This is a genomic window from Nocardioides aurantiacus, assembly GCF_003752505.1.
GTDB classification, from domain to species: domain Bacteria; phylum Actinomycetota; class Actinomycetes; order Propionibacteriales; family Nocardioidaceae; genus Marmoricola; species Marmoricola aurantiacus.
The window spans coordinates 3200539-3221760 of the sequence record NZ_RKHO01000001.1 but is presented as its reverse complement, the minus strand read 5'-3'; the positions used below and the strand labels follow the sequence as shown (position 1 = coordinate 3221760).

The 21222-nt window shown below is 73.9% G+C and carries 20 protein-coding genes; 14 read left to right on the top strand and 6 right to left on the bottom strand.

The window, feature by feature from the left end:
- The first annotated feature begins 12 nt into the window (after positions 1–12).
- Entirely contained in the window at positions 13–1698 is a 1686-nt protein-coding gene (locus tag EDD33_RS15610) for a peptide chain release factor 3 (RefSeq protein ID WP_342773657.1), read from the top strand.
- A 4-nt stretch (positions 1699–1702) separates the two neighbouring features.
- Here EDD33_RS15610 and EDD33_RS15605 read toward each other — a convergent pair whose 3' ends face one another.
- Together EDD33_RS15605 and EDD33_RS15600 are read right to left on the bottom strand one after the other, a co-directional pair.
- Positions 1703–2575 (bottom strand): oxidoreductase, encoded by an 873-nt coding sequence (locus EDD33_RS15605; RefSeq protein WP_123391911.1) that lies wholly within the window; start codon positions 2573–2575, stop codon positions 1703–1705.
- Positions 2576–2624: 49 nt separating this feature from the next.
- Positions 2625–3812 carry a sensor histidine kinase gene (locus tag EDD33_RS15600; RefSeq protein ID WP_123391909.1) on the bottom strand — a complete coding sequence of 396 codons (1188 nt, stop codon included), beginning with the start codon at positions 3810–3812 and terminating at the stop codon, positions 2625–2627.
- A gap of 136 nt (positions 3813–3948) precedes the next feature.
- Here EDD33_RS15600 and EDD33_RS15595 point away from each other — a divergent pair, with 136 nt between their 5' ends.
- Together EDD33_RS15595 and EDD33_RS20730 are read left to right on the top strand one after the other, a co-directional pair.
- Positions 3949–4812 (top strand): thioesterase family protein, encoded by an 864-nt coding sequence (locus EDD33_RS15595; protein WP_123391908.1) that lies wholly within the window; start codon positions 3949–3951, stop codon positions 4810–4812.
- A gap of 172 nt (positions 4813–4984) precedes the next feature.
- On the top strand, positions 4985–6400 hold the full coding sequence (locus EDD33_RS20730; protein ID WP_148077113.1) for a lytic transglycosylase domain-containing protein: 1416 nt from the start codon (positions 4985–4987) through the stop codon (positions 6398–6400).
- A gap of 34 nt (positions 6401–6434) precedes the next feature.
- Here the strand turns inward: EDD33_RS20730 and EDD33_RS15585 are convergent, their stop codons facing one another.
- Positions 6435–7466, bottom strand: coding sequence for a hypothetical protein (locus EDD33_RS15585; RefSeq protein WP_123391906.1), 1032 nt, complete (start codon positions 7464–7466; stop codon positions 6435–6437).
- A 35-nt stretch (positions 7467–7501) separates the two neighbouring features.
- Between EDD33_RS15585 and EDD33_RS15580 the strand changes: the two genes are divergently transcribed.
- The 5 genes from EDD33_RS15580 to EDD33_RS15560 are packed head-to-tail and all read left to right on the top strand — an operon-like array spanning position 7502 to position 11684.
- The gene (locus EDD33_RS15580; protein ID WP_246003548.1) at positions 7502–7876 is read left to right on the top strand and encodes a (deoxy)nucleoside triphosphate pyrophosphohydrolase; all 375 of its coding nucleotides are present in this window, start codon (positions 7502–7504) and stop codon (positions 7874–7876) included.
- Entirely contained in the window at positions 7877–8188 is a 312-nt protein-coding gene (locus tag EDD33_RS15575) for a hypothetical protein (protein WP_123391905.1), read from the top strand.
- A 4-nt stretch (positions 8189–8192) separates the two neighbouring features.
- Positions 8193–9098 (top strand): N-acetyl-1-D-myo-inositol-2-amino-2-deoxy-alpha-D-glucopyranoside deacetylase, encoded by a 906-nt coding sequence (mshB, locus tag EDD33_RS15570; protein ID WP_123391903.1) that lies wholly within the window; start codon positions 8193–8195, stop codon positions 9096–9098.
- Positions 9099–9100: 2 nt separating this feature from the next.
- On the top strand, positions 9101–10831 hold the full coding sequence (locus EDD33_RS15565) for a VanW family protein (protein WP_123391902.1): 1731 nt from the start codon (positions 9101–9103) through the stop codon (positions 10829–10831).
- A gap of 16 nt (positions 10832–10847) precedes the next feature.
- Complete coding sequence (locus tag EDD33_RS15560; RefSeq protein WP_246003547.1) at positions 10848–11684, top strand: esterase/lipase family protein; 837 nt, start codon at positions 10848–10850, stop codon at positions 11682–11684.
- 329 nt (positions 11685–12013) lie between these two features.
- Here EDD33_RS15560 and EDD33_RS15555 read toward each other — a convergent pair whose 3' ends face one another.
- Positions 12014–12949: a GNAT family N-acetyltransferase gene (locus tag EDD33_RS15555; RefSeq protein ID WP_123391901.1), complete on the bottom strand. Its 936-nt coding sequence runs from the start codon at positions 12947–12949 to the stop codon at positions 12014–12016.
- Between the two features lie 134 nt (positions 12950–13083).
- Between EDD33_RS15555 and fdxA the strand changes: the two genes are divergently transcribed.
- Both fdxA and dapC read left to right on the top strand, forming a co-directional pair.
- Positions 13084–13407, top strand: a complete 324-nt coding sequence (gene fdxA / locus EDD33_RS15550; protein WP_056541444.1) for a ferredoxin — start codon at positions 13084–13086, stop codon at positions 13405–13407.
- Positions 13404–14510, top strand: coding sequence for a succinyldiaminopimelate transaminase (gene dapC / locus EDD33_RS15545; protein ID WP_123391900.1), 1107 nt, complete (start codon positions 13404–13406; stop codon positions 14508–14510). The genes fdxA and dapC overlap by 4 nt, the downstream gene beginning before the upstream one ends.
- Positions 14511–14646: 136 nt before the next feature.
- Here dapC and EDD33_RS15540 read toward each other — a convergent pair whose 3' ends face one another.
- Positions 14647–15489: a hypothetical protein gene (locus EDD33_RS15540; protein WP_123391899.1), complete on the bottom strand. Its 843-nt coding sequence runs from the start codon at positions 15487–15489 to the stop codon at positions 14647–14649.
- Positions 15490–15506: 17 nt separating this feature from the next.
- Positions 15507–16502, bottom strand: a complete 996-nt coding sequence (dapD, locus tag EDD33_RS15535; RefSeq protein ID WP_123391898.1) for a 2,3,4,5-tetrahydropyridine-2,6-dicarboxylate N-succinyltransferase — start codon at positions 16500–16502, stop codon at positions 15507–15509.
- Between the two features lie 103 nt (positions 16503–16605).
- Between dapD and EDD33_RS15530 the strand changes: the two genes are divergently transcribed.
- The 4 genes from EDD33_RS15530 to EDD33_RS15515 are packed head-to-tail and all read left to right on the top strand — an operon-like array spanning position 16606 to position 21211.
- Entirely contained in the window at positions 16606–17076 is a 471-nt protein-coding gene (locus EDD33_RS15530; protein ID WP_056541428.1) for a (2Fe-2S)-binding protein, read from the top strand.
- A gap of 1 nt (position 17077) precedes the next feature.
- Positions 17078–19582 (top strand): xanthine dehydrogenase family protein molybdopterin-binding subunit, encoded by a 2505-nt coding sequence (locus EDD33_RS15525; protein WP_123391897.1) that lies wholly within the window; start codon positions 17078–17080, stop codon positions 19580–19582.
- On the top strand, positions 19579–20436 hold the full coding sequence (locus tag EDD33_RS15520) for an FAD binding domain-containing protein (RefSeq protein WP_123391895.1): 858 nt from the start codon (positions 19579–19581) through the stop codon (positions 20434–20436). The genes EDD33_RS15525 and EDD33_RS15520 overlap by 4 nt, the downstream gene beginning before the upstream one ends.
- A 1-nt stretch (position 20437) precedes the next feature.
- Entirely contained in the window at positions 20438–21211 is a 774-nt protein-coding gene (locus EDD33_RS15515; protein ID WP_123391894.1) for an SRPBCC family protein, read from the top strand.
- Positions 21212–21222: the final 11 nt, after the last annotated feature.

Genomic DNA, 21222 nt, shown 5'->3' with positions numbered 1-21222 from the left:
TAGCATGGGAGGCTGCCCGCCCACGAGAACCCAGGACCCGTCATCCCCACGCCCACCGACGCCAGGCCGCCCGCCTCGCAGTCCGCCTCGCAGCACGCCACCGACGACGTACGCCGGGAGGCGCTGCGCCGCCGCACGTTCGCCGTCATCAGCCACCCCGACGCCGGCAAGTCGACGCTGACCGAGGCGCTGGCGCTGCACGCCCAGGTCATCAACGAGGCGGGTGCCGTGCACGGCAAGGCCGGCCGCCGCGCGACCGTCTCGGACTGGATGGACATGGAGAAGGCCCGCGGCATCTCCATCACCTCGGCGGCGCTGCAGTTCGCCTACGGCGAGCACGTCGTCAACCTGGTCGACACCCCCGGTCACTCCGACTTCTCCGAGGACACCTACCGCGTGCTCTCGGCCGTCGACGCGGCCGTGATGCTGGTCGACGCGGCCAAGGGGCTGGAGCCGCAGACGCTCAAGCTGTTCCGGGTCTGCAAGGCCCGCGGCATCCCGGTCATCACCGTCATCAACAAGTGGGACCGTCCGGGCCTGGACCCGCTGGCGCTGATGGAGGAGATCCAGGACCAGATCGGGCTGGTGCCGACGCCGCTGACCTGGCCGGTCGGCATCGCGGGCGACTTCCGCGGTGTGCTCGACCGCCGCACCGGCGGCTACGTCGCCTACACCCGCACCGCGGGCGGTGCGACCCGCGCTCCGGAGGAGCGGCTGGACGCCGGCGCGGCCGAGCAGCGCGAGGGCGACGTCTGGACGACCAGCGTCGAGGAGTCCGAGCTGCTCGCGGCCGACGGCGCCGACCACGACCAGGACCTCTTCCTGTCCGGGTTCACCACACCCGTGCTGTTCGCCTCGGCGATCCTCAACTTCGGCGTCGCCACCATCCTGGAGACGCTGGTCGAGCTGGCGCCCCCGGCGGCGCCGTTCCACCACGGCACGGAGGACGCCGACGGCCGGCCCGCCGAGGTACGGGAGGTGACCGCGCCGTTCAGCGCCTTCGTCTTCAAGGTCCAGGCGGGGATGGACACCAACCACCGCGACCGGCTGGCCTTCGCCCGGGTCTGCTCCGGCGTCTTCGAGCGCGGCATGGTCGTGGTGCACGCGCAGAGCGGCCGGCCGTTCGCGACCAAGTACGCCCAGAGCGTCTTCGGTCGCGACCGAGCGGTCCTCGACACGGCGTACCCCGGCGACATCGTGGGCCTGGTCAACGCCAACGCCCTCAAGATCGGCGACACCATCTACGTCGACGAGCCGGTGCAGTTCCCGCCGATCGCGACCTTCGCCCCCGAGCACTTCGCCGTGGCGACCGCCGTCGACCGCGGTCGGTTCAAGCAGTTCCAGCGTGGGATCGACCAGCTCGACGGCGAGGGCGTGGTGCAGGTGCTGCGCTCGGACCTGCGGGGCAACCAGTCGCCGGTGCTCGCCGCGGTCGGCCCGATGCAGTTCGAGGTCGCCTCGGCGCGGATGGCCGACGAGTTCGGTGCGGCGATCCGCCTGGAGACGCTGGGCTACAGCCAGGCCCGCCGCACCGATGCCGCCTCGGCACCCACCTTCGCCGGCGTCCGCGGGGTGGAGGTGCTCGAGCGCAACGACGGCACCCTGCTGGTGCTCGCGCCCGACAAGTGGCGGATGAGCGTGATGGAGCGCGACCACCCCGACCTCACCCTCGAGCCGCTGCTCGCCGGGGAGCGCTGAGCCCTCAGCCGGCGAGCTCGGCCAGGTCGTCCTCGGTGAGCTCGACGCCGCGCACGGCGAGGTTCTCCTCGAGGTGGGCCACCCGCGAGGTGCCCGGGATGAGGAGCACGTTGTCGCGGAGCGCAAGCAGCCAGGCCAGGCCGACCTGGGCGGGGGTGATGCCGCGGCGCCTCGCCACCGCCACGACCCGCGGGTCGTCGCTGACCTTGGGCATGCCCGGGAAGGCCGAGCCGAGCGGGAAGAACGGCACGTAGGCGATGCCGAGCCCGGCGCACAGGTCGAGCACGTCGAGGTCGTGCTGGTCGACGAGGCTGAACGGGTTCTGGACGCAGACGACCTCGGTCGTCTCCACGGCCGCGCGCACCTGCTCGAGCGTCACGTTGGACAGCCCGACACCGCCGATCTTGCCCTCCTCGCGCAGCGCCACCATCTCGGCGAGCTGGTCCTCCAGGGGCACGAGCTGGTCGGCCGGCACGTCGTGGCCGGCGTCCATCAGCCGCAGGTTGACCGCGCCGAGCCGTTCGACGTCGAGCGTGCGCAGGTTGTCCTCGACCCCGCTCCGCAGCTCCTCGGGCCGCTGCGCGGGGAGCCAGGCGCCCTCGGCGTCGCGCCGGGCGCCGACCTTGGAGACCAGCACCAGCGACTCCGGGTAGGGGTGCAGTGCGTCGTGGATCAGCTCGTTGGCGACGTCGGGCCCGTAGAACTGCGAGGTGTCGACGTGGTCGACGCCCAGCTCGACGGCCCGGCGGAGCACGCCGAGCGCCTCGTCGCGGTCGCGGGGCGGGCCCATCACGCCGGGGCCGGGGAGCTGCATCGCGCCGTACCCCCTGCGGTGGACGGGCAGGGAGCCGAGGGAGCCCAGGTCGGAGTTCGTCATGCCGCGACGGTAGCCAGCCGGGCGCGAGGCCGTCGGTCGGGTGTGGTCCTCAGGGCTCGTCGGGCAGCTCGAACCACACCTCGGTGCCGCCCTCGGGCACCGCGTCGATGCCGACGTCGCCCCTGTGGGCCCGGACCAGCCGCGAGACCGTGGCCAGCCCGATGCCGTGGCCCTCGACGTCGTGGTCGCCCCGCTGGAACAGCGCGAACGCCTGCGCCCGCCGCTCGTCGGGGATGCCGACGCCGTTGTCGCGCACCGCGATCCGGTAGCCCCCGGGGCGGCGCCGCGCGGTCACGCGGATCCAGGGCGCCACGTCGGGACGGGCGAACTTCACGGCGTTGCCCAGCAGGTTCTGGAGGACGGCGTACATCGCGTCGGGGTCGGCCCGGACGACCGGCAGGTTCCGGGTCTCCACGACCGCGCCGACGGGGTCCAGCACGTGGGCGGAGTCGGCGACGAGCCGCTCCACCACGCGGCCGAGGTCGACGTCGGTGCTCGTGCGCCGGGTCTCGGCGGGGTCGAGGTCGAGGTTCTGCTCGAGCATCCGCAGCAGCCGGCCGGCCGAGCTGCGCATCCGCTCCAGGAGGGTGTCGACGGTCGGGGTCCGGTGGTCGGCCAGCTGGTCCTCCAACAGCTCCACCCCCGCGGTCAGCGCCGCGAGGGGGACCCGCATGTCGTGGCTGAGCTCGGCGGCGATCTGGCTGACGACCGTGGTGGCGGCCTCGCCCTCGGGGCGGCTCGTGCCCAGGTCGGTCTCGCGACGCAGCCGCAGCTCGATCAGCTGGGTCACGCTCGCGGCCAGGGTCCCGAGCGACCGGCGCTGCAACGGTCCGAGGTCGTGCGGGCGCGGGTCGATGACGCACAGCCGTCCCAGCGAGCCGCCGTCGGGGGAGTGCAGCGGGGCGGAGGCGTAGAAGCGGGTGCTGGCCCGGGTGCCGTCGACCCAGCTGATGGTGCGGAACTCGGCGCGCTCCTGCGCGTCGGGGACCACGACCACCTCGTCGCGGTCCATCACCGTGGCGCAGAAGGTGTCGTCGGCGGGACAGACGAAGGGCTCGATGCCGAAGGTCAGCGGGACGTGGAAGCAGTCCTGGCGGCGGATGGTCATTCCCGCGGCCTCGGCGTCGCACAGCACGGCCGCGAGCCGCAGCAGGTCCTGCAGGTCGACGTCGTCGGGCCCCGCGAGGACGCGGAGGACGTCGTCGACCGCTGCCGGTGCAGCCCCGGAGGAATCCATCGCCGTCACCTCTCCACCCCCGTGGCCCCGTCGCGATGCCCGGTGGCCAGCCCTCCCAATCTAGGCGGGCCGGGGCCCCAGGTGAAGGGGTCGACCGACCGCTGCCCCCACCACGGGCGCCTCTAGCCTTGCGGCCATGACCCACGAGCTCGATCGCACCGCCGCCGTCACGTCCCTCGGCGCGGGCGCGTACGCCGCCCACCTCGACCCCGGCTGGGTCGTCGGCGGCGGGGTCAACGGTGGCTACGTGCTGGCCGTGGCGACCGCCGCGCTGCGCGCCGAGCTCGCCGGGGTCGGCCACCTCGACCCGGTGAGCACGAGCGGCTACTACCTCTCGCCCAGCGTGCCCGGCCCGGCCACGGTCCGCACCCGTGTGCTGCGCACCGGCGGCCGTCGTTCGACGGTGGCGGCGACGCTGAGCCAGGAGCAGGACGGCGTCGAGGTCGACCGACTGACGGTGCTGGCGGTCCTGGGCACGGTCGAGGCGGGCGGCGCCCCGGCGTCCGACGCGGCCCTCGAGGCCGTACGCCGCGAGCCTGCGCCCGTCGACCTGCCACCGGTCGAGGAGTGCGTCAGTGCCGCCGACGACCCTGACGGCGCCCGCCTCGCGCCGCCCCTGATGCAGCGGCTGGACCTCCGCCTCGACCCGGCGTACGCCGGTTGGGCGGTCGGGCGACCCAGCCGGGCCGGCGTGGTCCAGGGCTGGCTGCGTCTGGCCGACCACCGCCCGCCCGACCCCTGGTCGCTGCTCGTCGTCGCCGACGCCCTGCCGCCGGTGAGCTTCGACCTGGGCCTGCCCGGGTGGGCCCCCACGGTGGAGCTCACCGTGCACGTGCGGCAGCGTCCGGTGGACGGCTGGCTGCGGGTGCGCCACGCGACCCGGACCGTCGCCGGTGGGAGCTTCGAGGAGGACTGCGAGATCTGGGACGAGGCGGGCCATCTCGTCGCCCAGGCGCGGCAGCTGGCGCTCCTCCCACGCGCCCCTCGGACCCCTTCCTGACCCACGCGTCACATGCGTCCCGGGGCCGGTCTAGTCGCCCGTCACGATCCGGTGCCTGTTTGCCGCGTGTTGGCCCTGTGGGTGTTCCGCTGTGACCCGGAGCACCGCAAGATAGAGGCTCGAACCCGGGCAAAAAGGCCCGTAAATCAGGACAAAGGTGGAGACTCGGGGCATGAGCCGTCGAACGACCGTGGCCGGACTGCTGGGATGCGCGCTGCTCGCCGCTCCCGTGGCGTCCTCCAGCCAGGGCCCCACCGCGCTGCAGCCCGAGCAGGCCGCCGCCGAGACCGTCCCCACCGCCACCTCGACCGCCACCACGGACGTCCCGCTCCCCGACGCCGTGGTCGTCCCCGCCGCCACCGGTGCTCGCTCCTGGGCGTCCGGGGCCGCCCCCACCGGGGTCGCCCCCGACCGGCTCTCCTCGGTCGTCCTGGACGCCTACACCCGCGCCGCCGCGCTCGCCCCCGAGCGCTGCCACCTGACCGTCCCGCTGCTCGCCGCCATCGGCCAGGTCGAGAGCGGCAACCTCGTCGGCCGGGCGATGGACGAGGGCCACCGGGTCACCCCCGCCCTCGTCGGCCCGCGCCTGGACGGCGGCGCGTTCACGGCCGTGGCCGACACCGACAAGGGCCAGCTCGACGGCGACCGGAAGTTCGACCGGGCCCTCGGGCCGCTGCAGTTCCTGCCCTCGACCTGGCGCTCGGTGGGCGTCGACCTCGACGCCGACGGCACCCGCGACCCGCAGAGCATCTACGACGCCGCCGGCGGCGCCATGGTCTACCTGTGCGGCGAGGGCCGCGACCTGGCCCAGGACGCCGACCTCCGCGACGCGGTGCTCTCCTACAACCGCTCGCAGGCCTACCTCTCCCAGGTGCTGCGCTGGAAGACCACCTTCGACGCCGCCGAGCTCGACCAGCTGACCTCGATGCCGGCCTTCTCGTCCTGGGCCGTCTCGACCCCGGTCGAGGCGTCGCGCGTCGACGTCGCCGAGGCCGTCCGTCCCGTCCCGGTCGGGGCCCGCGAGTCGCGCCCCACGAGCACGAGGACCTCCGGCAGCACCGGCAGCGGCAGCGCCGTCGGCACGCCCTCGCGGCCGACGCCCTCCGGCCCGGCCTCGCCCGGCACCCCCGGCGCGACCCCGAGCGCCCCCGGCACCTCCCCGAGCGCCCCCGGCACCACCCCGAGCACGCCCGGCACCACCCCGAGCGACCCGGCGACCCCGGGCACCTCGCCGAGCACCCCGGCCACCCCGACGACCCCGGCGACCCCGGGCGGCACGCCGTCCCCGAGCGACCCGGCCGGCCCGGCGCCCACCGAGCCCGGCAGCCCGACGCCGACCCCCGACCCGAAGCCCACTCCCGACCCGACGCCGACGCCCGACCCGGAGCCGACGCCGGCCCCGGCGGTCCCGGCGCTCGCCGACCTGCCGGTGTGCGTGGAGCCCGACCCGGCGCTGCCGGAGCCCGCGCCGGTCGACGCGGCCACCCACCCGCAGCTCACGCTGGGCGAGGCCGAGGGCACCGTGGTGCTCCCCGACGGGACCCTGGTGAGGCTCGAGCAGCTCTGCCAGGGCACCCCCGCGGCCTGACCGGGACCGACCGGTCCCCTCGGGGCCGGGCCGGTCAGCCCATGTCGACCGTGCCGCGGCGCATCGCGAACACGAAGCGCCGCCCCGGGTGCTCGGTGACCGACCACAGCAGGTCGAGCTCGGGCCAGTAGGCGATGTCCTCGGGCCCGATCGGCAGGGCGCCCGGGAAGCCCCGGAAGCGGCCCGGCCGGCCGACGTACAACGTGCCGTGGCGGAACCGGCCCCGGCTGCTGGTGACGTAGTAGGTGTCGCCGACCACTGCGGCGCCCTGCATCTGGCCCAGGCCGCTGTCGTGCAGCTGCAGCGCCGAGCAGCGACCGTCCTCGGTGGTGCTGAGCAGGTGCGTCTCGGGGTCGAGGGGGAAGTGCGCGATGCGCCGGGTCTGGTCGCTGCCGTGGGCGTACTCGCCGGCCAGCAGCTGCGGCGGGTCGGCGCCGCGGTCCAGCGAGCAGAAGGAGTAGCGCATCTCCTCGGTGTCGTCGTCGTGCTCGGCCCGGTAGGCGAAGCGCACCGGGAGCACGTAGCGGTAGCCGAGCGCGTCCTCGACGTCGTCGACCCGCACCAGGTCGTCGAGGCGGCAGCTGACCAGGCCGCGCCGCGTGCCGGCCACGTGCAGGTAGGGGCCCCACCACACCAGTCCGCCCGCGTGCACCTGCACCGGCCTCAACCGTGCCCGGCCGTGACGGTCCACGACCGGCTCGACCAGGAGCACGTGGCGGTAGCGCAGCGTGTCGAGGTCCACGACCGTGATCCTGCTGCCGTGGTGCTGCCCGTCGACCTCGTGGGCGTACCAGCTGACCACCACGAGCCGGCTGCCCGCGGTGACGGCGGGGTCGTCGGCGTCGGCGGAGGTGGTGATGCCCTGCGGCCACCAGCGGCGGTTGCGCACGTCGCTGGGCTGCCAGGTCCAGCCCCACTCCACGGCCCGCCCGGGGACGCGGGCGAGCTCGGCCTGCCGGTTGAGGTGCGGCAGCAGCCCGGCCACCCCCACGCGACGGCCGAGCTGGGAGGCGACGGCCTCGATCTCGTCGACGTTCTCGTCGGTGCGGCGCAGGTGGATGGTCACGGCCCCAATCTAGGAGCCCGCCTACGATCGTCGTCGTGAGCGTGGTGGGAGTGGCGGTGCGCGCCGGGGGGCGGGTCCTGGCGGCGCGGCGTACGGCACCCGTGGCGTTGGCCGGCCGCTGGGAGCTCCCCGGCGGCAAGGTCGCCCCGGGCGAGACCCTCGAGCAGGCCGGCGTCCGCGAGGTGCGCGAGGAGCTCGGCTGCGAGGTCCGCTGCGTCGGCGTGCTCCCGCGCCAGGTGCCGCTCGCGTGGCCGCTGGTGCTGCACGTCGTGGTCGCCGACCTCGTCGACGGCGAGCCGGTGCCGCAGGAGCACGACGCCGTGCGCTGGCTGGCGGCCGACCAGCTCGAGGAGGTCGGCTGGCTCGAGGGCGACCGACCGTTCCTGGACCTCGTGCGGGGGTGGCTCTAGGTGGCCGGGGTGCGGGGCGTCTTCTTCGACGGCGACGACGCCCGCCGGGCCGCCGAGCGGCTGCGCCGCGACGGCTTCGAGGCCGAGGTCGCCCGCCAGCCGCTGGCCGGCGAGGACGACGACGAGGACCACCCGTGGGTGGTCGTGACCGATGCCCCGGCGGTGATGCTGGAGCTGCTGGTGGAGGCCCACGAGGGCTGGCTCGAGGAGGAGGCGGCCCCACCGCCGCCCGCGCCGCTCGTGCTGCCGCAGGCGCCGAGGCGGCTGCACCGCGACACCCCGGGGGACCGTCGGGACCCACGCCTAGGCTGAGGGCATGGACAAGCACCTGCTTCTCGTGCACGCCCACCCCGACGACGAGAGCATCGGGCAGGGCGCGACCATGGCCCGCTACGTCGCCGAGGGGGTCGGCGTCACCCTGGTGACCTGCACCGGCGGCGAGATGGGCGAGATCCTGGTGCCCGAGCTCGAGCACCTCGCCGCCGACCGTGACGACGGCCTCGGCGAGCACCGCCGCGGTGAGCTGGCCAACGCGATGAAGGCCCTGGGCGTCACCGACCACCGCTACCTCGGCGGCTTCGGCCGGTTCCGCGACTCCGGCATGCAGTGGCACGCCGACGGCCACGCGGTGGCCGCCGACGACGTGCCCGCCAACGCGTTCTGGCACGCCGACCTGACCGAGGCGGCCACGCTGCTGGTCGAGGTGATCCGCGAGGTGCGACCGCAGGTGCTGGTCACCTACGACGAGTTCGGCGGCTACGGCCACCCCGACCACGTGCAGGCCCACCGCGTCGCGACGTACGCCGTGGCCCTCGCCGCCGTGCCCTCCTACCGCCCCGACCTCGGCGAGCACCACGACGTGGCCAAGGTCTACTGGGGCGCGATGTCGGCCGAGAAGGTCCGCGAGGGCCTGCGCGCGCTGCGCGACGCGGGCGACACCACCACCTTCGAGGGCATGGAGCCCGACGGTGACCTGCCGGCGTTCATGGTCCCCGACGCGGCGCTGACTGCGGCCGTCGACGCGACCGACTACGCCGCCGCCAAGACCGAGGCGCTCAAGGCCCACCGCACCCAGATCGCCGTGGACGGCCCGTTCTTCGCGCTGTCGAACAACCAGGGCGCCAACATCTGGGGCACGGAGTACTTCCGCATCGCCAAGGGAGTCCCCGCACCGACCGAGGGCGACGCGCTCGAGGACGACCTCTTCGCCGGGCTGGTCTGAGCGTGGCCGAGGAGCACCCGACGTCGCGTGGACCCGCTCGGCGTCGCCGCGCCGCGCTCGGCGGCGTCGGTCTGGTCGGTCTGGTCGCCCTGGTGTGGCTCGGCGTGGGGCTGTGGGGCGGCGACCGGATGCCCCGCGGCACCTCGGTGGGCGGGGTCGCCGTCGGCGGCCTCGACCGTGACCGGGCGCAGGCCCGGCTGGAGTCCGAGCTGGGTGAGCGGGCCGCGCGCCAGGTCCGGCTCACCTACGCCGACGGTCGCGTCGAGCCCGTCGACCTCCGTGAGGCGGGTGGGCGGCTCGACCTCGAGGACACCCTCGACCGCGCCTCGGGCGGTGCCCGGTTCGCGCCGGCCCGCGTGTGGGCGCTGGTCGCCGGGGGCGACCAGCTCGCTCCCACGGTGCGCTTCGACAGCGCCCGCCTCGACGCCACGCTCGACACCCTGACCGACGGGCTGCGCCGTCCCGCCGTCGAGGGCACCGTGCGCTTCCGCGACGGCGAGGCGCGTCCCGTGATCGGGCGGGCCGGCGCCGCCGTCGACCGCGACGCCACCGAGCAGCTGCTGCAGGACCGCTTCCTGCGCGGGGGCCGGGTGCCGCTGCCGGTCGTCGAGGTGGAGCCCGACGTGTCCGAGGCCGAGGTGCGGGCCGCGATGCGCGACGTCGCGCGGCCGGCGATGTCGGGACCGGTCGCGCTGGTGCTCGAGGGCCGCGAGCTGCAGGCTCCGCCGCGGCTGTTCGGTCGCGGCCTGCGGATGGTCGAGCGCGACGGCGACCTCGTCCCCGAGGTCGACGGCGAACGCATGATCGAGGCGCTCGCCCCGGTGGTCGCGCAGGTCGGTCGGGCACCGGTGGACGCGACGGTCGAGATCCGCGACGGCCGGCCGCGCGTCGTACCCTCCCGGCCGGGGCTGGAGCTCGACCCCGCCGAGCTGGAGGAGGGCTTCGTCGAGGCCGCCACGGCATCCGGGGAGAAGCGTCGGCTGCAGGTGGACGGCCGCCGCGCCCGACCCGACCTCACCACGGGCGAGGCCCGTGAGCTGGGCGTGCGCGAGAAGGTCAGCAGCTTCACCACCAACTTCCCGTACGCCGAGTACCGCAACGTCAACCTCTCCCGGGCCGCCGAGCTGATCGACGGCACCCTGCTGCTGCCCGGCGAGACCTTCAGCCTCAACGGGATCGTGGGGGAGCGGACGGCCGAGAACGGCTTCACCGAGGGCTACGTCGTCAGCGACGGCATCTTCCGCAAGGACCTCGGCGGCGGTGTCTCGCAGATCGCGACCACGACCTTCAACGCGATGTTCTTCGCCGGGCTGCAGGACGTCGAGCACAAGCCCCACTCGGTCTACATCGACCGCTACCCCGAGGGGCGCGAGGCGACGGTGGCCTGGCCGACGCTCGACATGTCGTTCAAGAACGACAGCCCGCACGGGGTGTTGGTCACGGCCTCGGTCACGCCCTCGACCCCGGGCACCCAGGGCGCCGCGACGGTGGAGATGTGGTCGACCAAGCGGTGGGACGTCGAGTCGCGCACGAGCGACCGCTACGCCTTCACCTCGCCGGCGACACGCACCCTGGACGACGAGGACTGCGAAGCCGCGACCGGCACCGGCGGGTTCAGCGTCGACGTGTTCCGCGACTTCAAGCGGCCCGGTTCTGCCAAGGTGCTGAGGACCGAGAAGTTCCACACCGACTACATCCCGGCCGACACGGTCGTCTGCGAGCCGCCGGGCTGAGACCCTGGAGGCCGCCGTGCGCCGACCCTCTGACCCGAGCAGGGCGGTCCGCGGCCTGCTGGTCGTGGCGGTCGCCCTCGCCGGGATGCTCGTCGTGCCTCCCGCGGCGCCGGCCACCGCGGCCGCGCCGACCGCGCTGCCCGTCCGCGTCGCCGCCGTCAACGACTGGTCCTGCCGGCCGACGGCCGCCCGGCCGACGCCGGTGGTGGTCGTCCACGGCACGTTCGGTGACGGCGCCACCCTGCTGCGGCGGCTCCGCGGCTCGCTCCTGGCGGCGGGGTACTGCGTGTTCTCGATCGACTACGGCCGGCGGGCCACCGCACCGATCGAGGGGTCCGCGGCCGAGCTGCGGGACGTCGTCGACCGGGTGCTGGCCGCCACCGGCGCCCGCAAGGTCTCGCTGGTGGGTCACTCCCAGGGCGGCATGATGCCGCGCTACTACCTGCGCTTCCTCGGCGGTGCGGCCAAGGTCGACGACCTCGTCGGGCTGGCCCCGTCCAACCACGGCACCCGGACCCCGCTGCTGCTCGCCCCGGGGTTGTCGGTGCTCTGCCCCGCCTGCCGGCAGCAGGCCGCCGGGTCGGCGTTCCTGCAGCGGCTTAACGCGGGCGACGAGACGCCGGGCCCGGTCAGCTACACCACCGTGGTCACCCGCCTCGACGAGGTGGTGGTGCCGTACACGTCCGGCTTCCTCGACGGCGCCACCAACGTCGTGGTGCAGCAGAAGTGCCGGGTGCACCTCCCGGGCCACCTGCTGCTGCCCTCCGACGGGGTGGCAGTCCGGGTGGTGCTGCACGCGCTGGCCCGTCGTGGGCCGGCCAGTCCGACGTACCGGCCGTCGTGCCTGCCGTGAGCGGCCGCTCGGGGTCGGGCAGGCCCGACGGCGTGCCCTCCGACCCGGCGGGCTTCGCGCGCGCCGGTTACCCCGTCGCCGCGGTGTTCCTGGCCGTGATGGTCCTGGGGTTCGGCATCGCCCCACGTCGTCGCGCACCTCGGGTCCACCGAGGCAGGGGTCCGGGTCACCTGTCCCACCCTGGCGGGCACGCCGGGCTGGCTGGCGCAGCCGGCCGGGTACCGGTGGCTGATGACCGGCATGGCTCTTGTCATGCTCGTGGTGCTGACGGTGATCCGTCTGATCGCCGTGGCGGTGCTGGGTGACGCCGGGCGCGGAGGTGCGGGCCCTCAGGGAGCGGCGAGGTAGACGTACTGGTGGTGCTCGGCCCAGCCGAGCGTCTCGTAGAGCCCGCGCGCGGTCTCGTTGGACTCCACCACCTGGAGGTACGCCGTGGTTGCGCCCGCCTCGGCGCCCCGCTCCAGCAGGGCGGCGAGCACGGCCCGCGACAGGCCCTGGCCGCGCCGGTCCTCGCGGGTCCAGAGCCCGGAGACGCCGCACCAGTCGCCGTGCACCGTGCCGCGGCCCCGGGCCAGCACCCGGCCCTCCTCGTCGCGGACGGTCGCCAGGGTGACCTCGCCCGCCTCCATCACGGCCCGGGCGGCCCCGCCGAAGCGGGCGGCGCGCTCGTCGGTCGCGAGCCAGCCGTCGTCGAGGTGGCGGTGCTCGGTGACCACGACGTCCGGCGCCTCGAGGCGGCGTACGACGCGGGAGAGGGAGGCGAGCATCAGCGAGGTCGTCTCGTACGGCGCCCACGCGGCGTCCTCGAAGGCGTGCATCTGCGCGCTGCCGGGCAGCACGTGCGCCCGGGGGCGCAGCGAGCGGGCGGCGTACCACTCCTCGACGTGGGCCACCGCGTCGTCGAGGGGACGGTCGGGGTCGCCGACGGCGAGCACCGAGTTGGCCCGCGAGGAGAAGCCTCCCGACGCGCGCAGCAGCCAGTCGTCGAGGCGCTCCTGCTCCGCCGCCGGCCAGCCGGGGGCGGCCAGCCGGTCGGCGCGGCCGGGGTCGAGGCGGTGGTGGACCGAGGGGCGCGGCGGCACCGGCTTGCCGGCGACGAGGTCGGCGAGCGGGATCCGCACGACGTCGCCGTTCTCCCGGCGCACGGCCACGACACCGTCGGCCCACGCCACGCACTCGCCGAGGACGTCGGTCATCGCGGGGCCTCCCGAGGGGCCGGTCTCGCCACGCACCAGCCGCCGCACGACGACGCGGGTCCCGACCACGTGGGGTCCCAGGGTGTGGGCGCCGACGGGATCGTCCGCCGTGTTGCAAGAGGGTCCGTCCGAGCCAGGCACGAGGGGATACTAGGCTCAGCATGGTCCGCTCCCGGACCCCATCTGCGTGTAGGAGGATCCAGGTGACCTACGTCATCGCCCAGCCCTGTGTGGACCTGAAGGACCGTGCGTGCGTCGACGAGTGCCCCGTCGACTGCATCTACGAGGGCAAGCGGATGCTCTACATCCACCCCGACGAGTGTGTCGACTGCGGTGCCTGCGAGCCGGTGTGCCCGGTCGAGGCCATCTACTACGAGGACGACACCCCGGAGGAGTGGAAGGAGTACTACGACGCCAACGTCCACTTCTTCGACGACCTCGGCTCTCCCGGTGGTGCGGCCAAGATGGGTGAGATCGACAAGGACCACGCCCTGGTCGCCGCGCTGCCGCCCCAGAACCAGGAGTGACGCGCACCCCCGTCTCCCGCCGGCTCCCGGACTTCCCCTGGGACCAGCTGCTGCCGTACGCCGCGACGGCCCGTGCCCACCCGGACGGGGTCGTCGACCTCTCCATCGGCACGCCGGTCGACCCGACGCCCGAGGTGGTGCAGCAGGCCCTGCGTGACGCGGCGGACTCGCCGGGCTACCCGACGACGCTCGGGCTGCCCGCGACCCGTCAGGCGGCGGTCGACTGGCTGGCCCGCTCCCACGGCGTGACGGGGCTCGGCCTGGACGGCGTGCTCCCCGTGGTCGGCTCCAAGGAGCTGATCGCCGGGTTGCCGACCCACCTCGGCGTGGGTCCCGGCGACCTCGTGGTGCTGCCCGAGGTCGCCTACCCGACCTACGAGGTCGGCGCCGCGCTGGTCGGGGCCGAGACGCTCGCCACCGACTCGCTGACCGCGATCGGGCCGCGCACCCCCGCGCTGCTGTGGCTGAACTCCCCGTCCAACCCGACCGGTCGCGTGCTGCCGCCCGACCACCTGCGCAAGGTGGTGCAGTGGTGCCGCGAGCGCGGTGTGCTGCTGGTCAGCGACGAGTGCTACCTCGAGTGCACCTGGGAGGGCGAGGCGCTCTCGGTCCTCCACCCCGACATCAGCGGCGGCTCCCACGAGGGGCTGCTGGCGGTGCACTCGCTGTCCAAGCGGTCCAACCTCGCCGGCTACCGCTGTGCCTTCGTGGCCGGTGACCCCGTCGTCGTCGCCGAGCTGCTGGCCGTGCGCAAGAACCTCGGCCTGATGATGCCCGGCCCGCAGCAGCGCGCCATGGTGGCCGCCCTCGACGACGACGACCACGCCCGGGAGCAGCACGCCCACTACGCCGCGCGCCGCGGCGTGCTGAGGGAGGCGCTGGAGGGCGCGGGCTTCGCGATCAGCCACTCCGAGGCCTCGCTCTACCTCTGGGCCACCCGCGCCGAGTCCTGCTGGGACACCGTCGCCTCGCTGGCCGAGCGCGGCATCCTGGTCGCCCCCGGGTCCTTCTACGGCCGCGCCGGCGAGCAGCACGTCCGCGTCGCCTTCACCGCCACAGACGAGCGCGTCGCCGCGGCCGCCGAGAGGCTGGCCCGGGCCTGACGCCGGCGGCGGTTTCCCAGGTGATGAACCCAGACCGGGTCCTCACACACCGTGCGTCGTGTGTGAGGAGGCAGATCGGGTTCATCACCTGGGAAACCGGACCCACGCGGACCCCCGCCCCAGGCGTACGCCGCAGCTACCCCAGCCGTACGGCGACCGAGCGCGGGCCGGCGACCCCGTCGGCCGTGACCCAGCCGGCCTCGGAGTCGTCGCCGGTGCGCCACCGGCGACCGTCGTGCTCCACGGCCGCCGGTCCCAGGTCGGCGGCGTGGGCCAGCACGAACTGGGCCACCGCCCAGCCCCGCCGGGAGCCGGCCTCGTCGCCGGCCACCCGCACGGTCACGTCGCGACGCGGCCCGACGGAGGTGTCGAGCGGACCGAAGGCGCGCTCCAGCGTGCGCACCACCCGCGGGGCGCGACCGGGGGAGTCGGGCTCGCGCACCACGCAGCTGAACCGGCCCCCGCCGCTGTAGCCGGTCAGCACCGAGGCGAGCGCCCGGGCGTCGGCGGCGTGGTCCTGGTAGGCCTCGGGGAAGCCCGAGCGCTGCACGAGCTGCGCCGCCTCGGTGATCCGCATGCCCTGGTAGCCGTCGATCTTCTCCAGGGCGTCGTAGAACGCGTTGGTCGCGTAGTACTCGTCCTGCACCTGCTCGGCGGTGCCCCAGCCCTGCGAGGGTCGCTGCTGGAACAGCCCGAGGGAGTCGCGGTCGCCGTAGTCGATGTTGACGATCTTGCTCTCCTGGTAGGCCGTGGCCAGGGCGATCGACACCGCGCGGGCGGGGAGGCCGCGGCGTACGCCGACCGCCGCGATCAGCGTGGCGTTGCGGGCCTGCTCCGGGGAGAGCTCGACCCGCAGGCCGTCGAGCTCGGCCGCGCATCCCTCGGGGTCGGGCAGGGGCCCGGACCCGCGCCAGGTGGCGACGCCGACGCCCACGACGAGGGCGAGCACCACGAGGAGGACGAGGGTGGGCAGGCGCACGACGGAGCAGCGGGTCGCTAGTTGGCGTGCAGGGCGTCGTTGAGCGTGATGCCGTGCCCGGAGCGCGGCACCGCCTCGACGGCGCCGGTGACCGAGTTGCGCCGGAACAGCACGCCGTCGCTGCCCGAGAGCTCCAGCGCCTTGACGACCGTCGGCTCCTCGCCGGGTCGGACCAGCGTGACCTTGGTGCCGGCGGTGACGTAGCAGCCGGCCTCGACGACGCAGTCGTCGCCGAGCGAGATGCCGATGCCGGCGTTGGCGCCGAGCAGGCAGCGCTCGCCCAGCGAGATCACCTGGGTGCCGCCGCCCGAGAGCGTGCCCATGATCGAGGCGCCGCCCCCGACGTCGGAGCCGTCGCCGACCACGACGCCGGCGCTGATGCGGCCCTCGACCATCGAGGACCCGAGCGTGCCGGCGTTGTAGTTCACGAAGCCCTCGTGCATCACGGTGGTGCCGGGAGCGAGGTGGGCCCCGAGCCGGACGCGGTCGGCGTCGGCGATGCGTACGCCGCTCGGCACGACGTAGTCGGTCATCCGGGGGAACTTGTCGATCCCGAACACCTGGACGTGGCCGAAGGCGCGCAGGCCGACCCGGACGTCCTCGAAGCCCTCGACGGCGCAGGGACCGGCACTGGTCCACACCACGTTGGCGAGCGTGCCGAAGACGCCCTCGAAGGACAGCCCGTGGGGGCGCACGAGGCGGTGGGAGAGCAGGTGGAGCCGCAGGTAGGCGTCGGCGGCGTCGGCGGGGGCGGCGGCGAGCTCGATGTCGGTGGTGACGACCTCGGTCCGGACCCGGCGCTCGGGGTGCTCCCCGGCCAGCGCGGCCAGCCCGGCCGGCACCTCGGTGGCGGCGTCGGCGGGCGCCCGGCCCAGGGCGGGGGAGGGGTACCAGGTGTCCAGGACGGTGCCGTCCGCGGCGATCGTCGCGACCCCGTGGCCCCAGGCCCGGGTGGCGTCGTCGGCGGGTCCGTCGGTGTGGTCCTCGGGGCTGTCGGCGGGGTGCTGGGACATGCGCGCCAGGCTACCGGCCACCAACCTTTGTCCAACCACGGAGACCTAGCGTGAGCGGCGTCACACGACGTCTGTGCTCACCTGTCCCGAGGAGTCCTCACACATGACCAGGATCGAACTCAAGGTCGACGGCGCGACCGTCTCCGACGACGTCGAGCCGCGGATGCTGCTGGTGCAGTACCTCCGCGAGAAGCTCGGCAAGACCGGCACCGTCATCGGGTGCGACACCAGCAACTGCGGTGCCTGCACCGTGCACCTCGACGGCCGCAGCGTGAAGTCCTGCAACGTGCTCGCCGTGCAGGCCGACGGCGCCGAGGTGACCACCATCGAGGGCCTCGCCACGGACGGCGAGCTGCACCCCGTGCAGGCCGCGTTCCACGAGTGCCACGCGCTCCAGTGCGGCTTCTGCACCCCCGGCATGATCATGCAGTCCGTGGACCTGCTCAAGGACAACCCGAACCCCTCCGAGGCGGAGATCCGGGTCGGCATCGAGGGCAACCTGTGTCGCTGCACCGGCTACCACAACATCGTCAAGGCCGTGCAGACCGCGGCCGGCCAGAAGACGGAGGCCTGAGATGACCGCCACCCAGGACGCCCCCACCACCGAGCCCCGCCTCGAGATCGGTCGCGACCGCCGCCGCAAGGAGGACCAGCGCCTCATCACCGGCCGCACCAAGTGGACCGACAACATCCAGATCAACGGCATGCTGCACCTCGCGATGGTGCGCAGCCCCTTCGCCCACGCCAAGATCACCAACATCGACGTCTCAGAGGCCAAGGCCTCGCGCAACGTGGTCGACGTGCTCACCGGCGCCGACCTGGCCGAGACCCAGGGCGTGCTCATCAACGCCTGGCCCATCACGCCCGACCAGGTCACCCCGACCCACCTGCCGGTCCCGGCCGACCGGGTCAGCTTCGCCGGAGAGATCGTCGCGGTGGTCGTGGCGCGCTCGCAGGCCGAGGCCCGCGACGCCGCCGAGCTCGTGGACGTCGACTACGAGGAGCTGCCCGCGGCGCTCGACCTCAAGGAGGCGGCCGCCGACACGGTCCTCGCCCACCCCGACCTCGGCACCAACAAGTCGGCGCTGTGGAAGTTCGACTCGGCCGAGGCCGGCACGGGCGGCGACGTCGAGGAGGCGATCAGCAAGGCCCGCGAGAGCGGTGTCGTCGTCGAGCGCGAGTTCCGTCAGCAGCGCCTGATCCCCGCCTTCATGGAGCCCCGCTCCACCGTGGTCGACCCCACCGGCGAGCAGCTGACGATGTGGTCGGCGACCCAGATCCCGCACATCCTGCGCTTCGCGCTCGCCGCGACCACCGGCATGCCGGAGTCGAAGATCCGCGTGATCGCCCCCGACGTGGGCGGCGGGTTCGGCGGCAAGCTGCAGACCACCCCCGAGGAGTGGATCACCGTCGCGGTGGCCCGCCGCACGGGCAAGCCGGTGAAGTTCACCGAGACCCGGTCGGAGTCGCTGATGTCGGCCCACCACGGTCGTGACCAGTGGCAGAAGCTGACCCTGGCCGCCGAGAAGGACGGCACCGTCACCGGCCTCAAGGTCGAGCTCCTCGCCGACCTCGGCTCCTACGTCAGCCTCGTCGGCGGCGGCGTCCCGGTGCTGGGCGCGTTCATGTTCAACGCGATCTACAAGTTCCCGGCCTATCACTTCGCCTGCCAGACGGTGCTCACCAACAAGACCTGGACCGACGCCTACCGCGGCGCCGGCCGGCCCGAGGCCACGTTCGGCATCGAGCGGATCATGGACGAGCTCGCCCTCGAGCTCGGCGTGGACCCGCTCGAGGTCCGCGAGAAGAACTGGATCAAGGCCGAGGAGTTTCCCTTCACCACGGTGGCCGGCCTGGAGTACGACTCCGGCAACTACGAGGCCGCGACCGCCAAGGCCAAGGAGATGTTCGGCTACGACGAGCTCCGCGCCGAGCAGAAGCAGCGTCGCGAGTCCGGCGACAAGGTCCAGCTCGGCATCGGCGTCTCGACCTTCACCGAGATGTGTGGCCTCGCCCCCAGCCGGGTGCTCGGGTCGCTCGACTACGGCGCCGGCGGCTGGGAGCACGCCTCGGTGCGGATGCTCGCGACCGGCAAGGTCGAGATCGTCACCGGCGCCAGCGCGCACGGCCAGGGCCACGAGACGGCGTTCAGCCAGATCGTCGCCGACCGGCTCGGCGTGCCCTTCGAGGACGTCGAGGTGCTGCACGGGGACACCCAGGTGGCTGCCAAGGGCCTGGACACCTACGGCTCGCGCTCGCTCGTCGTCGGCGGCGAGGCGTTGGTCAAGGCCACCGACAAGGTGGTCGAGAAGGCCAAGCCGGTCGCCGCCCACCTCCTCGAGGCCAACGTCGAGGACATCGAGTTCAAGGCCGGCAGCTTCGGGGTCCGCGGCACCGACGCCGCGGTCTCGATCCAGGACGTCGCGGGCGCGGTGTTCGTCGCGCACAACCTGCCCGACGGCATGGAGCCCTCGCTGGACTCCGACGCGACCTACGACCCGATCAACTTCAACTACCCCCACGGCACGCACCTGTGCGCCATGGAGGTGGACACCGAGACCGGTCAGGTCAAGATGCGCAAGTACACCTGCGTGGACGACATCGGCAACGTCATCAACCCCCTCATCGTCGAGGGCCAGGTCCACGGTGGCCTCGTCCAGGGCATCGCCCAGGCGCTGTGGGAGGAGGCGGTGTACGACGACTCCGGGACCCTGGTGTCGGCCTCGTTCGTGGACTACCTGGTCCCGACGGCCGCCGACACGATCAACTACGACGTGGGCCACAACACCACGCCGTCGCTGACCAACACGCTCGGCACCAAGGGCGTCGGCGAGGCGGGCACCATCGCCTCGACGCCGGCCGTGGTCAACTCCGTGCTCGACGCGATCCGGCAGTTCGGCGTCAAGGACATCCAGATGCCCTGCACGCCCGAGCGGGTGTGGAAGGCCATCCAGCAGGGCACCGCCGGCGCCACCGAGGACACCGTGGGGGCCGCGGCCGCCCACTTCGACCCCGCCACCGACGGCGAGGGCCAGTCCCAGCGCCACGACGGCAACAGCAGCGAAGGAGCAGGTCAGTGATCCCCACCCAGTTCGCCTACGTGGCACCCACGTCGGTCGAGGAGGCCCTCGCGGCGCTGGCCGAGCACGGTGACGAGGCCAAGATCCTGGCCGGGGGGCAGTCGCTGCTCCCCGTGCTGCGGATGCGCCTCAACGCCCCCGAGGTGGTCATCGACATCGGGAAGATCGACTCGCTGCGGGAGATCCGCGACGAGGGCGACTCGATCAGCATCGGCGCGATGGCGACGTACGCCCAGATCCTGGGCGACGCCGGCATCCGGGACAGCCTGAGCCTGCTGCACAAGGCGATCACCGAGGTCGCCGACCCGCAGATCCGGCACCGCGGCACCCTGGGCGGCGCGCTCGTGCACGCCGACCCCGCGGGCGACTGCGGGGCGCCGACCCTGGCGCTGGAGGCCGACCTGGTCATCCAGGGCCCGGGCGGGGAGCGCACGGTGGCGGCGACGGACTTCTTCGAGGACCTCTTCACCACCGCCGTCGGCGAGGACGAGATCCTCACCGCGGTCCGGTTCCGCAAGCACGACGGCTGGGGCTCGCACTACGAGAAGTTCGTGCGCGTCGCCCACCAGTGGCCGATCGTGTCGGTGGCCGCCGCGGTCAAGGTCGACGGCGGCACCATCAGCGAGGCCCGGATCGGCCTGGTCAACATGGGCTCCACCGCCCTGCGGGCCACCGCGACCGAGCAGGCGCTGGTCGGCCAGCAGGCCACCGAGGACGGCGTCCGCGCCGCGTGCGACCTGGCGGCCCAGGGCACCAACCCGCCCTCGGACCTCAACGGCGACGCGGCGTACCGCTCGCACCTCGCCACGGTGCTGACCCGGCGCGCGGTGCTCAAGGCGGCAGGCTCGAGCTGACATGGACCTCAAGCACGAGTTCACGGTCCCGGCCACGCTCCAGGAGACGTGGGACGCCTTCAACGACATCGCCAGCGTGGGGGAGTGCTTCCCCGGCGCGCAGGTGACCTCGGTCGAAGGTGACACGTTCAAGGGCACGGTCAAGGTCAAGCTCGGCCCGATCGCCCTGGTCTACAGCGGCACCGGCACGTTCCTGGAGAAGGACGAGTCGGCGCGCACGATGAAGATCGAGGCCAAGGGCAAGGACAAGCGCGGCAACGGCACCGCCGGCGCCGACGTGCTGGCCCGGATGAGCGACGTGGGCGGCGGGTCCACGCGGGTGGAGGTCACCACCGACCTCAACATCACCGGCAAGCCCGCGCAGTTCGGTCGCGGCGTCATCCAGGACGTCAGCGACAAGCTGCTCGGCCAGTTCACCGCCTGCCTCGAGCAGAAGGTGGGCGCCCCCGCCGGCCCGGTCTCCGAGCCGGAGCCGCCGGCGGGAGCGGCCGACCCGGCCCCGGCCACACCGGCGGACGCCGGCCGGGCCACCGAGGAGGGCGCCGGCAACGTCCGGCGGCTGGCCTCCACCGACGGGGGCGGCTCCGCGCCCTCCTCGACGGGTCGCCAGGCGGCTCCGGCGGCAGCGTCGGGCGGCTCGGGCAGCAACGACGACGCCCTCGACCTGGGGGCCACCGTGCTCCCGGTGCTGGCCAAGCTCTACTGGAGGCAGGCCCTCGGCGGGCTCGTCGTGCTGTGGGTCCTGTCCAAGCTGCTGGGCCGCCGGTCGTCCTAGTCACGGGGGGC

Bases quoted from the DNA above. Each gene is read 5' to 3' on its own strand.
- EDD33_RS15605 (WP_123391911.1), bottom strand. From the start codon at position 2,575: ATGACGAACTCCGACCTGGGCTCCCTCGGCTCCCTGCCCGTCCACCGC.
- mshB (WP_123391903.1), top strand. From the start codon at position 8,193: ATGGACAAGCACCTGCTTCTCGTGCACGCCCACCCCGACGACGAGAGC.
- EDD33_RS15530 (WP_056541428.1), top strand. From the start codon at position 16,606: ATGACCAGGATCGAACTCAAGGTCGACGGCGCGACCGTCTCCGACGAC.
- EDD33_RS15515 (WP_123391894.1), top strand. From the start codon at position 20,438: ATGGACCTCAAGCACGAGTTCACGGTCCCGGCCACGCTCCAGGAGACG.
- dapD (WP_123391898.1), bottom strand. From the start codon at position 16,502: ATGTCCCAGCACCCCGCCGACAGCCCCGAGGACCACACCGACGGACCC.
- EDD33_RS15525 (WP_123391897.1), top strand. From the start codon at position 17,078: ATGACCGCCACCCAGGACGCCCCCACCACCGAGCCCCGCCTCGAGATC.
- EDD33_RS15595 (WP_123391908.1), top strand. From the start codon at position 3,949: ATGACCCACGAGCTCGATCGCACCGCCGCCGTCACGTCCCTCGGCGCG.
- EDD33_RS15600 (WP_123391909.1), bottom strand. From the start codon at position 3,812: ATGGATTCCTCCGGGGCTGCACCGGCAGCGGTCGACGACGTCCTCCGC.
- EDD33_RS20730 (WP_148077113.1), top strand. From the start codon at position 4,985: ATGAGCCGTCGAACGACCGTGGCCGGACTGCTGGGATGCGCGCTGCTC.